Source organism: Streptomyces sp. NPDC002754, from assembly GCF_053592315.1.
In genome coordinates, this window is record NZ_JBSFVM010000003.1 from 265,619 (window position 1) to 279,973 (window position 14,355).

Sequence of the window (14,355 nt, forward strand, 5' to 3'; positions counted from 1 at the left end):
TGTGGCCCGGGCAGGATCAGGGCCGCGACGTCTCCGTCCGACCGGCTTCCAGGCCGGCGACCAGGGCCGGCAGCCGGCCCAAGGTGTGGGCGATGCGGAGGCCGTCCATGTAGTCCCGGACATGCACGATCAGGCCGCTCCGGACCCGGAGCACCAGGAGTCCGGGGAAGCTGAACGTCCGGCCGGTCGTGCTCGCTGTGCCGACGACCACATGCTCGACAGTGATCAATTCCGGGTCGGCGCTCTCGTGGACCCGGACGTCGTCGATCCTCTGCGGCTGCGCCGGGCTCGCGCCCCAAGCAGCTCGATAGCCCGCACGGACCTCTTCCCGTCCCTGGTAGCGCTCGGGCATGCCGGGGAACCCGAGAAACGGGAACTCGTGCACGGCGTCGGCCGCGTACAGATCAGCCAGATCGTCCGCGGACTTGTCGAGCATCGCGCGGTGGAAGCGGGCCAGGACATCTCGGGGACCGGGATCGGCCGAGGCGGTGTCTGACATGACGGTGGGACTCCGTTCCGTCAACGTGTGGGCGGACTCGATGTGAGCAATGGGCGGACATCGGATGCTTCGGAGCGACACGAGGGCGCAAGTGCCGGTCGTGGGGACCGACTTGGACGTCGGGGTCTGCGCACTCTACGTGAAGGCGGGCGACGGGCCGATCGCCCAATCATGGTGGCGACGGGGCCCGTCGGAGTGGTGAGTGTGTGGCACGGCACGTCCGGTCGGGTGGAATTCGTGTGTCCGATGTCAGTGGCGCCCACTATTCTCTTCACATGGTCCCCACACCCGAGCATGCTGCTGCGCGGTCCGCCGATGAACTCAACGAGCGGATCCGCGACCTGATGCTGCGCTCCGGTGGGCGGTTGAGTGCCGAGCAGCGCCGTGAGTACGAAGGGCTGGTCGCGCAGTGGGCGGCAGCCGAGCGTGGCGGGATTGTGAAGGCGGCGTAGGGCGCCCCGGGGCCGGTCAGGCGGGGGAGCGGGGGAGGCGGACGACCGCCGTGCCGTCGTCCAGGTTCACCGTCGTCCTGTTCGGCGGCGCCCCGTCGTCCTCGTTGTCCGGCATGACCAGGGCCGACTGGCGTTCCTTGAGCTCGTGCTGCTTGCCGGGTGACAACGCGCCGTGCAGCTGCTCGAACCCGGTCGCCGACACCTGGCCGTGCCGGGTGCCGGGGCGCCACGGCAGCACACCGGCCCGGCCCGCGCGCAACAGCAACTGGTCCACGAAGGCCAGCAGCGTCAGCACGATGACAAGACCCGGCAGTGTCATGAAGAAGACGAACTCCATGACACCCCAACTGGCGCCGAGTGCTCAGAGTTCCCGGGCGGCTTGGCGGCGGACGGTGAGTATCTGCTGTGCGTGCCCCACGGGACCGGTGGTGTCGTGGAGGACCGTCGTGGTGACTCCCTGGCCGGTCGGCCCGAAGGCGACGGTGGTGTCGAGGCCCGTCCAGCCGCCTTCGGGGAGGCGGTGGAGGTGGATGGTCAGGTCGACGTTGGGGAACATCCAGTCGGCGGGCGATTCGCGTACGGCGATCCCGTTGGCGGTGTCGACCAGCGCGACGTACGAGGCGAGCGGGCCCGCCTCCTCACCGGCGACCAGGTCGAGGCCGGTCGAGATCCACGCGGTCGTCCGGCCCGGCTGCGGGGGCGAGACCGGCCGGACGTCGATCGAGTCGATATAGCCGCCCGGCCATACGGACGACAGTGGCCATGAGGCGAGTCCCTCGGGCACCGGGAGCGGGTCGCCCGCGCCGCCGGCGACGGCCTCGGTGTCGGTGGCGGCGAGCAGCCAGGCCCGGGCCCGTACGACGGTCCGGCCGGAGATGAGCGCGACGGCTTCGAGCAGCTCGATGGTGCGGCCGGGCCGGATGGTCTCGACGCGGATCTCGCACTCGTCGAGGGCGAGGCGGCCGAGGATGTCGAAGCTGATCCTGGACACCGCGAGGCCACGGTCCGGGCGGTCGACGAGATGGCGGTCGAGCGCGTGCACGATCAGGCCCGCGAGGGGGCTGAAGTGCATCTCGTCGGGGTCCCACGCCCCGCTCGCGTGGACGGTGGGCTTGTAGTGGTGCTCGTCGATGCGTTCGAAGTAGCCGGCCGTGCTCAACGGGTGCGTTCCTTCCAGGGGTGTGTGGGAGGGGAGGCAGAGGGGTGGGTCGGGCGCTGAACACGGTACGGGTCGGGAGGGTCGGCCCGGGGCGGGTCCGCTCCGATTGACATGCAGCCAGGAGGCTGCCTATCTTCGAGTAGGCAATTACGCAGCCAATCGGCTGCATGTCGACTGCATGTCGAGTCGACCGAGAGACCGAAAGAGGGCACGAGCCCCGTGGACGCGATATTCAAGGCGCTCGCCGATCCCGGCCGCCGACGGCTGCTCGACAGTCTCAACGAGCGGGGCGGTCAAACGCTGAGCGAACTGTGCGGGGAGCTGGACATGGCCCGGCAGTCGGTCAGCAAGCACCTCGCGGTCCTGGAGGCCGCGGGCCTGGTCACGGCCGTGCGCCGAGGTCGCGAGAAGTTGCACTACCTCGACGCCGCACCCCTCAACGCGGTCGCCGACCGCTGGCTCTGCCGCTACGACCGGCATCGCGCCACCGCCCTCGACGACCTCCGTACCGCACTGGAAGGGGACCCCCCCATGAGCAACGCCACCGCAGGCGGCCCCACCGCCACAGACCCCTTCGTTCACACCAGTTACATCCGCACCACCCCCGAGCGGCTCTGGGAGGCGCTCACCTCGCCGGCCTTCACCCGCCGCTACTGGGGCGTGGCCTTCGAGACCGACTGGAAGCCCGGCTCACCCATGGTGTGGCTGGAGGGGGACGGCCGCATCGAGGACCCCGAGCAGGTCGTCCTGGAGGCCGACCCGCCGCGCCGCCTCGCCTACACCTGGCACACGTTCACGCCCGCGTGGGCGCAATCCGTGGGTGTCGACGAGGAGTTGCGGCAGCGCATCGCCCGCGAGGGCCGCTCGAAGGTGTCCTTCGATCTGGAGGCGATGGGGGAGACCGTGAAGCTGACGGTGGTCCACGACGGGTTCGACGCCGACAGTACGGTCCGCACGATGATCGGCGACGGTTGGCCGGCGCTGCTGTCCAGCCTGAAGACCCTGCTGGAGACCGGGGAGCCGCTGCCGGAGCCTTCGGCGCAGAGCTGAGGTCGCGCCGGGCGCGTCCGGTCGGGGTGGCGCGGGTGCGCCGGGAGGGCGCGTAGCCGCGGCGCGGCGCCTATCCTGTAGGTCACCGCGCGGTCATCCGGGGGGAAGGGGCGGTAGATGAGCTGGATTTGGGCGATCCTCATCTTGTTCTGGACGGGGGCGTTCGCCTGGGCGGCGGACACCGCACGCGGCGCGCTGCGCCACCGCCACGAGCGGAAGCTGGAGCGGCTGGAGGCCGCCAAGGAGGCGCGCCTCGCGGTGGAGGCGGCCAACAAGCCGCCGGAGCCGGTCTGCGGCTGCGCCCACCACCTCGCCAAGCACGACAAGACGGGCCGCTGCCACGAACGCGTCGAGGTCCCCACGGCCTGGGACGAGAACAAGAAACCGCTCCGCTACGAGGCGGATCAGTGCAACTGCCAGCAGTATGTGGGCCCCCAGCCGCTGTCCCAGGTGTACGCGGAGGAACTGACAGACCGGATATAGCGCGTGGGCCTGGCGGGTGGACCGGATCCAGCGCATCGGTCCGGCGGGCGGACGGACGGATCCAGCGCATAGGTCTGGCTGGTGCGCCGGATCTAGCATCCACACATGGAATCTGAGACGACATCGGACCCGGCAACCGACACCGCTCCGCTCCTCGGCATCACCTCGCTCCTCGATACCGACTCGCTCTTCGACACCGCCGTCGATCGCACGCGCTCGAACTCCATGAAGTGGACCTTCGCCGATTCCCTCCTGGCCCCTGACGAGGCCGCGGCGGAGCCCCTGCCGATGTGGGTCGCCGACACCGACTTCAAGGCCCCGCAGGCGGTACGCGACGCGCTGCACGACGCCGTCGACCACGGCGTGTTCGGGTATCCCGGCGGCGCGACGACCGGCTACCTCGACGCCGTGACCGGCTGGCAGGCCAAGCGGTTCGGCTGGGACATATCGCGTGACTGGGTGGTGCCGACCGCGGGCGTCATCACCTCCCTCAAGACCGCCGTCCAGGCCTTCTCCGCGCCCGGCGACTCCGTCCTGATCCAGCCGCCCGTCTACGTGCACTTCCACGAGGACGTACGTCTCAACGGCCGCCACCTCGCGTACGCGCCGCTGGAACGTACCGAGAACGGCTACCGGTTCAACGCCCGCACCTTCGAAGCCGCCATCCGCCCCGACACCAAGCTGTTCATTCTCAGCCACCCCCATAACCCCACGGGTAACGTCTGGAGCGAGGACGAGCTGCGCACCATGGGCGAGATCTGTGCCCGGCACGGCGTCCTGGTCGTGTCGGACGAGATCCACCAGGACCTGGTCTTCAATCCGGCCAGGACCCACGTCCCGTTCGCCTCGCTCGGCCCGGAGTTCGCCCGCAACAGCATCACGTGTACGGCGCCGAGCAAGACGTTCAACCTCCCCGGGCTGCAGTGCGCGAACATCCTGATCCCGGACCGCCGGCTCCGCGAGGACTTCGCCGACCAGTACGAGCGCAATGTGTTCCCGCTGGTCAACGTATTGGGCATGGTGGCTGCCGAGGCGGCGTACACGCACGGCGAGCCCTGGCTCGAGGAACTGCTCGGCTACCTGCGCGGCAACCACGAGCACTTCGCGAAGGCGGTCCACGGCGCCACCTCGAAGCTGCGCGTGCTGCCCACGGACGCGCTCTACCTGGCGTGGATGGACTGCCGGGGGCTCGGAATGGACGCCGAGTCCCTCGACAAGTTCATGCTCACAAGGGCGCGCCTGTGGCTCGACAAGGGCCAGAAGTTCGGGGCCGAGGGGCACGGTTACATGAGAGTGAATCTGGGCTGTCCGCGCTCCACGGTGGACGAGGCGATCCGCAGGCTCGGCGACGCGGTGGCCGGGCTCGGCCGACGGCCGCCGGCGGAGCCTCCGGCGGCCCGAAACCGCCGGTAACTCACCGTTCAACTCCTGGTCATGGGCTGCCTGTTGAGGATCTATGGCGTACGGTCGCCAATCGCACCTGAGACAGACCGAATTTGCCAGGAGCAAGGAGCAGGAGAGTGGCGGACATCTTCAACTCGTGGTGGGACAAGGCGGCGTGCAGGGCCACGGACCCGGAGGACCTGTTCGTGGAGGGCGCGGCGCAGTCCCACGCCAAGCGGTTCTGCGACACGTGCGTGGTCAGGACCGAGTGCCTGGCGCACGCCCTGGACGAGCGCATCGAGTACGGCGTCTGGGGCGGCGCCACGGAACGGGAACGGCGGGCCCTGCTGCGCAGGCGCCCCACCGTCACGTCCTGGCGCAACCTCCTGGAGGCGGCCCGCGCGGAGCACGCGCAGGACGGCCGCCACGTCAGAGCCTCGTGAGGGCGGGGGCGCCGCGCGCGGGTCAGCTCCGCCCGGGATCGAACTCGAGCATCTGCGTGAGCCGGATGTTGTTGCCCGAGGGATCCCGGAACGAGGTGTCGATGCCGTACGGCTGCGAGGTCGGCGGGTCGTTGAACGTGACGCCCCGCGCGGACAGCTCGTCGTAGGAGGCCTTGCAGTCGTCGGTCTCCAGGAACAGCGTTCCGCCGGCTCCCTTGGCCACCAGCTCCGACAGTTGGGCGCTGTCCGCCTCGTCGAGCATCGGCGCCCGGGGCACCGGCATCAGCACGAGCGCGGGCCCCTCGCCGCCGGGCGGCCCGACACACAGCCACCGGAAGGCCCAGGCCTCCATCGTCACGTCGGCCCGGACCTCCCAGCCCAGCTTCGTGGTGTAGAAATCGAGCGCCTCGTCCTGGTCGTGTACCCAGAACTGCGCATTCGCGATCTTGATCGTGGTCGACATGTCGATCCTCACGCCTCCGTCGTCCGCTGCGGGCCACGGCCGGCCCCGACACCGACGCTAGGCACCCGGTCAGGTGTTGTCTTCTCGAAACGTGCGGTTCCGCGGCCGCCCGTACGCCATCGCGACGCACCGGGGGATGCGCACATGCCGCGCGGCCGGATGATGCGCCTTCCGGTACGCCTGCGGCGTCACCCCGTACATGCGCCGAAAACTCGTCGTGAACGACCCGATGCCGCTCAGCCCCACCGCGACCCCGACATCGGCCACAGTCCAGTCAGTGACAAGCAGCAGCTCGGCGGCCCGCTCCAGCCGCCGGGTCAACAGGTACTGATGCGGCGACTCCCCGAACGCGGCCTTGAACCTCCGACTGAAATGCGCGGGCGACAGCCCGGCAGCCGCGGCCAGATCCCCCACCGTCAGCGCCTCGGCATACCGCGCATCCGCGAGATCACGGGCACGAAGCAGCTGACGGGAGTTCGGGACGGGCGGCACGGGTCCATTGTGCGGGGTTCGGGTGGCCGAGGGCCCGGTGGAGCGGAACCACCGGGCAGGGGTGTGGAGCGCCTTGGGTCCGCTCTACTCGTCGTCGACGGCCGACTTCGGCGTCGCACGCCTGCTGCTCTGCAGGCGGTCGAGGTGGGTCACCACCGACGTGTGGAACTTGTTGACCGCTTCGTCGACGCTCCGGATGAATCCGGATTCCGTGTTTCCCCGCTGAGTTCCCATGCCCTTGAACAATGAGAGCCGGAACCCGGTGATCTGCACCCCGCCTCCCGGCAGCAGGTCGCCCGGCTCGGGCCGCAGGCGTTCCAGAGTCCCCCGCGGCCCTCCGCCGTCCCCCTCGACCAGAGTCTCGATATGCAAGTCCGCCGGTGCTTCGGAGAGCTCCCGGACGATCCGCTTGGCCCAGGAGAGCGGGTAGCCGTGTGCGGGCGGAGCGATGTCGATCGAGGTGCGGATCTTGTACATGCGCAGGTCGGCGGCGACGGCGAGCACTCCGGGGGTCTGGTCGATACGCAATTCGGCACGGAGTCTGCCGTCCCGGCACAGCTCGTCGGCCATGCGGGTGCGTCGGGCCACCGCGTCGGTGCCCCGCCTCGCCCGCTGCACCGGAAGGACCTTCCGTCCCAGCTCGCCGCCCAGGCCCAACGACACCTGACGTACCAGCCGCTCCCAGCTCTCGACGGCCTCAAGGGCCCGTGGGTCGCCCTGGCACAGCGTCTCGTCCTGGATCCCGTTTCGGACCGGTACCCAGGCAGGGCCCATGTTGTGGAAGCCGTGACAGCCGGAGTTCTGGTGGCGCAGGTATTGCAGGAACTCCTCCAGGAGCCAGGCGTGCGCGGGATTGCCCAGCCCCTCGTGCCGGAGCAGCATCTGGGCCTGATGGGCGACTTCGGCCCACGACAGATGCCACAGGCCCACCTTGTTCTTCCGCCGCCGGTCGATCTTCACCTCGACCAGCGGGCTGCCTTCCAGGGCCACGTCGTTGGAGAGGGTGATGACGGCCTCGTAGCCCCTGCGAGCTGCGATGTCGGCGTACGCCTGTACTTGCTCGGCCTTGAGGGGGTTGCCGTTGGTCTTGGTCTCGACGAGAGCGGTCCAGAGCCTGCCCGCCCGCTCCACCCGGATGACACCGTCGGGCCGACGGGGCGAATCGCCGTGGGGGAGTACCACCTCGGTGAAGGTCTCCATGCGTCCGGCGTGGGCGCCGAAACCGGCGGTCAACCGACGTCCGAATTCCGGCACCTGGGCCATCACAGCCAACAGCACCGAAGTGGCACGCGTCTCCCGGTCCCTGTCGCTCTTCAACGCCGACACGGGGAAGAGGCGCGCCCCCGCCCAGGACTCGTTCTCCGCGAGGGACTTCTTGGGCGCCCTGGGGAGCGTGACCTTCTTCTTCGAGGTGCGGGGACGCGTCGCTCTCTTGACGGGGGCCGGTGGGGCGGCGTCCGCGGTCGGCAGGGCGATGCCCGCGGCGGCGGTGGTTGGTGGATCCGGTTCGGAATCCTGCCGGGGATGCTCGCCGGCCGGGGGCTGGAGCGGATCCACCGCCTCTTCCTGAGCGATAGGTTCGGATTCCACCGTCTCGCCGGCGTCGTCATCGATGTCCACACCGTGATCCGAGGCAAGGGCCGCGAACCCCGCTTCGTACCCTTGGCCCACGGCACGGAACTTCCATTCACCTGCGCGCCGGTACAGCTCCCCGAAAATCAGCGCGCTCACGGCGCCCGCTTCGTCGATCGCGAACCGTAGGAGAGGTTCCCCGGCTCCGTCGCTCAACGTCAGCTGCAATGCGCCGAGTTCGTCGAACCGGGCGGACTCGTACCGGCTCGCCGTGATGAGGATTGTGGCGACATCGCTGGGAACGGCACTCAGATCGAAACTGATCCGATCCTCGCTGCCTTCGCCGGTCGGCGTCTTGCCGAGCAACTGCACGCTCCCGTCCGGCGCGCAGGAGTTGTTGTAGAAGTAGAAGTCCGCGTCGCTGCGGACCTTGCCGTCGTCGTCCAGAAGCAGCACGGAGACGTCGGCGTCCCCCTCGCCGGTCGGGCTGACCCAGCCCAGGCCGACGATCACCGACTCGACCTCCCCGTCGACCAGGCCGCCAAGCCCCACGTTCGCGCCCTTGACCATCTCGTACATCCGGCCTCCCCACCGATCGCCCAGGTACGAGGCCCCCCTCGTCAGCCGTCGACACATGTGGGTAAACGGTGAACCTGGAGTGGAGATAGTGGCCTTAATTGGGCGTCAGGGGCAAGTCGCGTGGGCGAGGAGCGGCAGGAGGCCGACGGCCAGTAGGAGTGTCGGCGGGGCTCGCGCGCGCACCATGACGGCGCAGGCCATCAACGGCGGGCAGGACCGATGGTTGAACACCGCGCGGTTCCTTGACATGAACGCGACCGGAGAGCACTCTCGCGGAGGTTTCGTTCCCGTGCGCCGTGGCTCGACCGATGGCAGGGCAAGGAGTCGTCGTGGACACGAAAATCTCAGGGTCGCGGGCGGGGCGGTCCACCGCGCGAAGTCACCGCAACCGCGCGGTCGTCGCCAGTACGGTCGGTACCGCCATCGAGTGGTACGACTTCTTCCTCTACGGGACGGCCGCCGCGCTCGTCTTCCCGCACCTGTTCTTTCCCGGTCAGTCCGAGTACACGGGCGTGCTCGCCTCCTTCGCCACGCAGTTCGTCGGGTTCGCCGCCCGGCCGCTCGGTGCCGCGGTCTTCGGGCACTTCGGCGACCGGGTCGGCCGTAAGTCGACGCTCGTTGTCACCCTGCTGCTGATGGGGGTGAGTACCGTCCTGATCGGGTGTCTGCCCACCTACTCGTCGATCGGGCTCGCCGCGCCGATCCTCCTCGTGGTGCTCCGCGTCTTCCAGGGCATCGGTGTGGGCGGCGAGTGGGGCGGATCCGTGCTGCTGTCCATGGAGTGGGGGTCGAAGAAGCGCCGCGGGCTGATGGCCAGTTGGCCGCAGATGGGCGTGCCGATCGGGCTGCTCATCTCCACCGGCATGGTCAAGTGGCTCAGCTCCGCCTCCGGCGACGGCTTCGAGAGCTGGGGCTGGCGGGTCCCGTTCCTCGCGAGCGCCGTACTCGTCGCCGTAGGCCTCTACGTCCGCCTCAAGGTCATGGAGAGCCCGGACTTCACCGCCGTGAAGCGCGAGGAGGCCGTCGTCCGCATGCCGCTGTGGGACGTGCTGCGGCACCAGTGGCGCGAGGTGCTCGCCGCCGCGTTCGTCCGGCTCTCGGAGCAGGCGCCCTTCTATCTCTTCATCACCTTCGTGCTGACGTACGGGACCTCGCACCTCGGTCTCGCGCGCGGCGACCTGCTTGATTACACGCTCGTCGCCGCCGCCATCGGGCTGGTCACCATCCCCGTCTTCGGACACCTTTCCGACCGCTACGGGCGCCGCCTGGTGTACGGCGTCGGCATCGTGTGCGTGGGCGCGTTCGCGTTTCCGTACTTCGCTCTGCTCGATACGAAGACACCGGGGCTCGTGCTGCTCGCCATCGTGCTGTCCCTGGTCTTCCACGACATGCAGTACGGGCCCCAGGCCGCTCTCATCGCCGAAGGCTTCGGCGCCAACGTCCGCTACAGCGGCGCGGGCCTCGGCTACCAGCTTGCCTCGGTCATCGCCGGCGGCCCCGCCCCGCTGATCGCCGCCGCCATCCTCGAGGACACCGGGTCCAGCACCGGCATCAGCCTCTACATCGTGGGCTGTTGCGTGTTGTCCATGGGGGCGTTGTTCCTCATCCCGCGCCGCGCCGCACCGGGTGACTGAATCACGCCATTTGGCGTCAACAGGGAGGGGTCGCACCGCGCTATCGGCGGTGCGGCCCCTCCCGTTCTGCTCAGGAATCAACAAAGTCCTAGGGCGTCATTGTGTCGGTTGTGTTGTCTTCTTAGGGTGGTGCCGGCTCAACAGGCGTCCCGCACCACACCAGTTGCACGTGTCCACACCCGCAGAAGGGCACAGCCATGCCGCAACCGAATCACCCCCACCCCGCCCCCATGCCGCTCAGTCGTCGCCGTCTGCTCCAGGCCGGCGCGGTCGTCGCCGGCGCGCTCGCCCTGCCCCTGGGCCTCCCCGCCGCGCAGGCCGGGGCGGCCTCGGCCGACGGAGACGAGTGGAACGGTCGTATCGACCAGTTCCGGCTCGGCACCGAGCCCCCGCACACCACCCTGATGCCGTACGAGGACGTGGCGCAGGCCCTCGACGCCGACCGCACCCGCTCCCCGTACCGCCAAAGCCTCGACGGGGACTGGAAGTTCGCCTACGTCGACCGCCCCTCGGAGCGCGACGAGGACTTCCACCGAACCGACCTCGACGACAGCGGCTGGGGCACCATCCCCGTGCCCGCGGTCTGGCAGCTGCACGGGCACGACTTCCCGATCTACACCAACATCACGTACCCGTGGTGGGGTGCCAACGGTCTCGGCGAGGAGGCCCGGCCGCCCGCGTCGCCGACCCGCTACAACCCCGTCGGCCAGTACCGGCGGACCTTCACCGTGCCGAAGGGGTGGAAGGGCAGACGGGTCTTCCTGCACTTCGAGGGCGTCAAGTCGGCCCACTACGTGTGGGTGAACGGCAAGCTCGTCGGCTACCACGAGGATTCCTTCACCCCGGCCGAGTACGACATCACCCCGCACCTCACCGAAGGCACCAACCAGCTCGCCGTGGAGGTCTATCGCTTCTCCGACGGTGACTGGATGGAGGATCAGGACATGATCCGGCTGAGCGGCATCTTCCGCTCGGTCTACCTGTACTCGACGCCCGCCGTGCACCTGCGCGACTTCAAGCTCGACACACCGCTCGGCGACGGACACACCACCGCCGAGCTCGCGGTCACCGCCACCGTGCACGACTACGGCGGTGGCTCGGGCGCGTACAGCGTCGAGACGCAGCTCTACGATGCCGCAGGGCATCCCGCCTGGTCCCGTCCGCTCAGTCAGAAGGCCGAACTCGCGGACGCCGAGGTGACGGTGCGGGCCGCCAAGTCCGTTCCCTCGCCGCGTCTTTGGTCCGCCGAGAGCCCCTACCTCTACACCGCCGTGCTCCGCCTGCGCGACCCGGCGGGCAAGGTGGTCGAGACGCTCTCGCACCGCGTCGGCCTGCGCGAGTTCGCGCTCAAGGACGGACTGATGCGGATCAACGGCAAACCCGTGTCGTTCCGAGGCGCCAACCGCCACGAGATGCATCCCGAGCGCGGCACCGCGCTCACCCGCGCCGACCTGGTCAAGGACATCGAGATCGTCAAGCGGATGAACATCAACACCATCCGCACCTCGCACTACCCCAACAACCCGATCTGGTACGAACTCGCCGACGAATACGGCCTGTACCTCGTCGACGAGACCAACCTCGAGACACACGGCGTCCGCGACGACTACCCCGCGAGCCACCCCGACTGGACGAAGGCATGTGTCGCCCGCGCCCAGAACATGGTCCACCGCGACAAGAACCACGCCTCCGTCGTCATCTGGTCGCTCGGCAACGAGGCGGGCGCCGGCTCCACCTTCACCGCGATGCACGACTGGATCCGCTCCTACGACACCACCCGCGTCATCCAGTACGAGGGCGACGACAACCCCGGCGTGAGCGACATCCGCTCCGAGATGTACCCGTCGACGAGCCACGTCGAGTCGAAGGCCAAGGACACCGCCGACACCCGCCCGTACGTGATGATCGAGTACTGCCACGCGATGGGGAACTCGAACGGCAACTTCAAGGAGTACTGGGACCTCGTCCGCCGCTACGACGTACTGCAGGGCGGCTGGATCTGGGACTTCGTGGACCAGTCACTGAGCTGGCCGACACCGCCGCGGACGCTCCTGACCGAGACCGGGCCCGTCGGCCTCAAGGGCGAACTTCTCAACCCAGCAGGCGAGTTCAGCCGGGACAAGGGGCTGAGCGGCGCCACCGTCTTCGCGCGCGACGACCGCCTCGACCTGACAGGATCGCTCACCCTCGAAGCCTGGGTCACCCCGCATGTCACCGGCTACCACCAGCCGATCGTGGCCAAGGGCGACACCCAGTACGCCCTCAAGCACAACGACAAGAATCTGGAGTTCTTCATCCACTCCGGCGGCCAGTGGATCACCGCGACCTGGGCCACCCCCGCCGACGGCTGGACGGGCCGCGAGCACCACATCGCCGGTGTCTTCGACGCGAGCGCCGGCACCCTCACGCTGTACGTCGACGGCTCGGCGAAGGCCACGAAGAACACCACCGGCAAGCCCACCAGCAACACCGCGCCGCTCTCCCTCGGCGTGGACGTCGACAACATGATCCGCGAGTTCAGCGGCACCATCCGCCGCGCCCGCGTGTACGCCCGCGCCCTGAGCGCCACCGAACTCGCCGACGACGGACGCGGCCCGAACGGCGACGGCGTGCGCTTCTGGTTCGACGCCAAGACGGTCGGCGTCACGGAGAAGAAGCCCCGCGACAAGACCTTCTTCGCGTACGGCGGCGACTGGGGCGACAACCCCAACGACGGCAACTTCGTCGCCGACGGAATCATCACCGCGGACCGCGGCCACACCGGCAAGGCCGCCGAGGTCAAGCGCGTCTACCAGGCGATCCAGGTGTCACCGAAGGAGGGCGGAGGAGAAGCGGGGGACATCACCCTCACCAACGAGTTTCTCTTCACCAACCTCCGTGAATACGCCGGGCGTTGGGAACTGGCCCGCGACGGCGAGGTGATCCAGCGCGGCAGCCTGAGCCGCAGCCAGCTCGACGTCGCACCGCTGGCCCGCAAGAACATCACCGTCCCGCTGAAGCTGCCCAGTACCCCCGCACCCGGCGCCGAGTTCTTCCTGCACCTGTCCTTCCGGCTGAAGAACGACGCTCCCTGGGCCGACGCCGGCTTCGAGGTGGCACGGGCGCAACTCCTACTCGACGCGGGCAGCCCGAAGGTGACACCCGTACCGCTGAAGAACGTACCGGCACTGCGTCACGAGGACGGCGGCAAGGCCGTCTCCGTGACCGGCGACGGCTTCACCCTCACCCTCGACAAGGCGACCGGCGTCATCACCTCCTACGAAGCCGGCGGCGTCCGGCTCGTCGACTCCGGCCCCGTCCCGAACTTCTGGCGTGCCCCGACCGATAACGACCACGGCAACGGCCAGCACACCCGCAACCAGACCTGGCGGGACGCGGGCGCCCGCCGCAAGGTGACCGGGGTGAGTGTCCGCGGCCTCGACGGCCGGGCCGTACGCATCGAGGTCAAGGGCACCCTGCCGACCACCACCGAGTCCACCTACGCCACCACGTACACGGTCTTCGGCGACGGTTCCGTCAAGGTCGACAACACCCTGCACCCCGGCGCCGCCACCCTCCCGTACCTCCCCGAGGTCGGCACGATCCTGCGGCTGCCCGCGGCCCTCGAGCGGCTGCACTACTACGGACGCGGCCCCGAGGAGAACCACTGGGACCGCAACAACGGTACTGACGTGGGCCGTTGGGACTCGACCGTGACCGAGCAGTGGACCTCGTACATCCGCCCCCAGGAGAACGGCAACAAGACGGACGTGCGCTGGGCGGCGCTCACCGACCGGCGGGGCCGCGGCCTGCTCGTCGCCGGGGACCCGGGCACGGACCACCCGCTGCTGGAACTCAGCGCCTCGCACCTCACCCCGGAGGACCTGTCCGTCGGCGCGCGCCACGACTACCAGCTCGACCCGCGCGACGAGGTCGTCCTGCGGGTCAACCACCGCCAAATGGGTGTCGGCGGCGACGACAGCTGGGGCGCCCAGCCCCACGCCCCGTACAAACTGCTCGCCGACCGGGACTACGCGTACACGTACTGGCTGCGGCCCCTCACCGACGTGGGGGAGGCGACGAAGCTGGCGCGGAGGACGGTGACGGTGGACTGACGCGGGAGGGACCCTTCGAGTCCTTTGCGCGGTCCGCCGAGCGGGCCGTGGG

13 protein-coding genes are annotated in these 14,355 nt (G+C 69.2%); 7 read left to right on the plus strand and 6 right to left on the minus strand.

The genetic code is table 11. The annotated features are described in order from the left end of the window. Positions 1-16: 16 nt before the first annotated feature. Positions 17-499, minus strand: a complete 483-nt coding sequence (locus ACWD2L_RS10980; protein ID WP_451188813.1) for a nuclear transport factor 2 family protein — start codon at positions 497-499, stop codon at positions 17-19. Positions 500-774: 275 nt separating this feature from the next. Here ACWD2L_RS10980 and ACWD2L_RS10985 point away from each other — a divergent pair, with 275 nt between their 5' ends. Then, positions 775-951, plus strand: a complete 177-nt coding sequence (locus tag ACWD2L_RS10985; RefSeq protein ID WP_451188815.1) for a hypothetical protein — start codon at positions 775-777, stop codon at positions 949-951. A 16-nt stretch (positions 952-967) separates the two neighbouring features. Here ACWD2L_RS10985 and ACWD2L_RS10990 read toward each other — a convergent pair whose 3' ends face one another. Further along, entirely contained in the window at positions 968-1,288 is a 321-nt protein-coding gene (locus tag ACWD2L_RS10990) for a DUF6191 domain-containing protein (RefSeq protein WP_451188818.1), read from the minus strand. 24 nt (positions 1,289-1,312) lie between these two features. Continuing rightward, the gene (locus ACWD2L_RS10995; protein WP_451188821.1) at positions 1,313-2,110 is read right to left on the minus strand and encodes a thioesterase family protein; all 798 of its coding nucleotides are present in this window, start codon (positions 2,108-2,110) and stop codon (positions 1,313-1,315) included. Between the two features lie 219 nt (positions 2,111-2,329). Here ACWD2L_RS10995 and ACWD2L_RS11000 point away from each other — a divergent pair, with 219 nt between their 5' ends. The 4 genes from ACWD2L_RS11000 to ACWD2L_RS11015 all read left to right on the plus strand — a co-directional run bounded on the left by ACWD2L_RS11000 (position 2,330) and on the right by ACWD2L_RS11015 (position 5,469). Next, positions 2,330-3,160 (plus strand): ArsR/SmtB family transcription factor, encoded by an 831-nt coding sequence (locus ACWD2L_RS11000; RefSeq protein WP_451188824.1) that lies wholly within the window; start codon positions 2,330-2,332, stop codon positions 3,158-3,160. A gap of 117 nt (positions 3,161-3,277) precedes the next feature. Beyond that, positions 3,278-3,643 carry a hypothetical protein gene (locus tag ACWD2L_RS11005; protein ID WP_451188827.1) on the plus strand — a complete coding sequence of 122 codons (366 nt, stop codon included), beginning with the start codon at positions 3,278-3,280 and terminating at the stop codon, positions 3,641-3,643. Between the two features lie 105 nt (positions 3,644-3,748). Continuing rightward, the gene (locus ACWD2L_RS11010; RefSeq protein ID WP_451188830.1) at positions 3,749-5,056 is read left to right on the plus strand and encodes a MalY/PatB family protein; all 1,308 of its coding nucleotides are present in this window, start codon (positions 3,749-3,751) and stop codon (positions 5,054-5,056) included. Between the two features lie 116 nt (positions 5,057-5,172). After that, positions 5,173-5,469 carry a WhiB family transcriptional regulator gene (locus ACWD2L_RS11015; protein WP_451189395.1) on the plus strand — a complete coding sequence of 99 codons (297 nt, stop codon included), beginning with the start codon at positions 5,173-5,175 and terminating at the stop codon, positions 5,467-5,469. A gap of 22 nt (positions 5,470-5,491) precedes the next feature. Here the strand turns inward: ACWD2L_RS11015 and ACWD2L_RS11020 are convergent, their stop codons facing one another. The 3 genes from ACWD2L_RS11020 to ACWD2L_RS11030 all read right to left on the minus strand — a co-directional run bounded on the left by ACWD2L_RS11020 (position 5,492) and on the right by ACWD2L_RS11030 (position 8,575). Further along, positions 5,492-5,932: a VOC family protein gene (locus tag ACWD2L_RS11020; protein ID WP_451188833.1), complete on the minus strand. Its 441-nt coding sequence runs from the start codon at positions 5,930-5,932 to the stop codon at positions 5,492-5,494. A 69-nt stretch (positions 5,933-6,001) separates the two neighbouring features. After that, positions 6,002-6,424: a helix-turn-helix domain-containing protein gene (locus tag ACWD2L_RS11025; RefSeq protein ID WP_451188836.1), complete on the minus strand. Its 423-nt coding sequence runs from the start codon at positions 6,422-6,424 to the stop codon at positions 6,002-6,004. 84 nt (positions 6,425-6,508) lie between these two features. Then, positions 6,509-8,575 (minus strand): TerD family protein, encoded by a 2,067-nt coding sequence (locus tag ACWD2L_RS11030; RefSeq protein ID WP_451188838.1) that lies wholly within the window; start codon positions 8,573-8,575, stop codon positions 6,509-6,511. A gap of 329 nt (positions 8,576-8,904) precedes the next feature. Here ACWD2L_RS11030 and ACWD2L_RS11035 point away from each other — a divergent pair, with 329 nt between their 5' ends. Together ACWD2L_RS11035 and ACWD2L_RS11040 are read left to right on the plus strand one after the other, a co-directional pair. Next, a complete protein-coding gene (locus ACWD2L_RS11035) occupies positions 8,905-10,209 on the plus strand; it encodes an MFS transporter (RefSeq protein WP_451188840.1) in 1,305 nt (434 codons plus the stop codon). A gap of 230 nt (positions 10,210-10,439) precedes the next feature. Then, the gene (locus tag ACWD2L_RS11040; protein WP_451188842.1) at positions 10,440-14,303 is read left to right on the plus strand and encodes a glycoside hydrolase family 2 TIM barrel-domain containing protein; all 3,864 of its coding nucleotides are present in this window, start codon (positions 10,440-10,442) and stop codon (positions 14,301-14,303) included. Positions 14,304-14,355 lie beyond the last annotated feature (52 nt).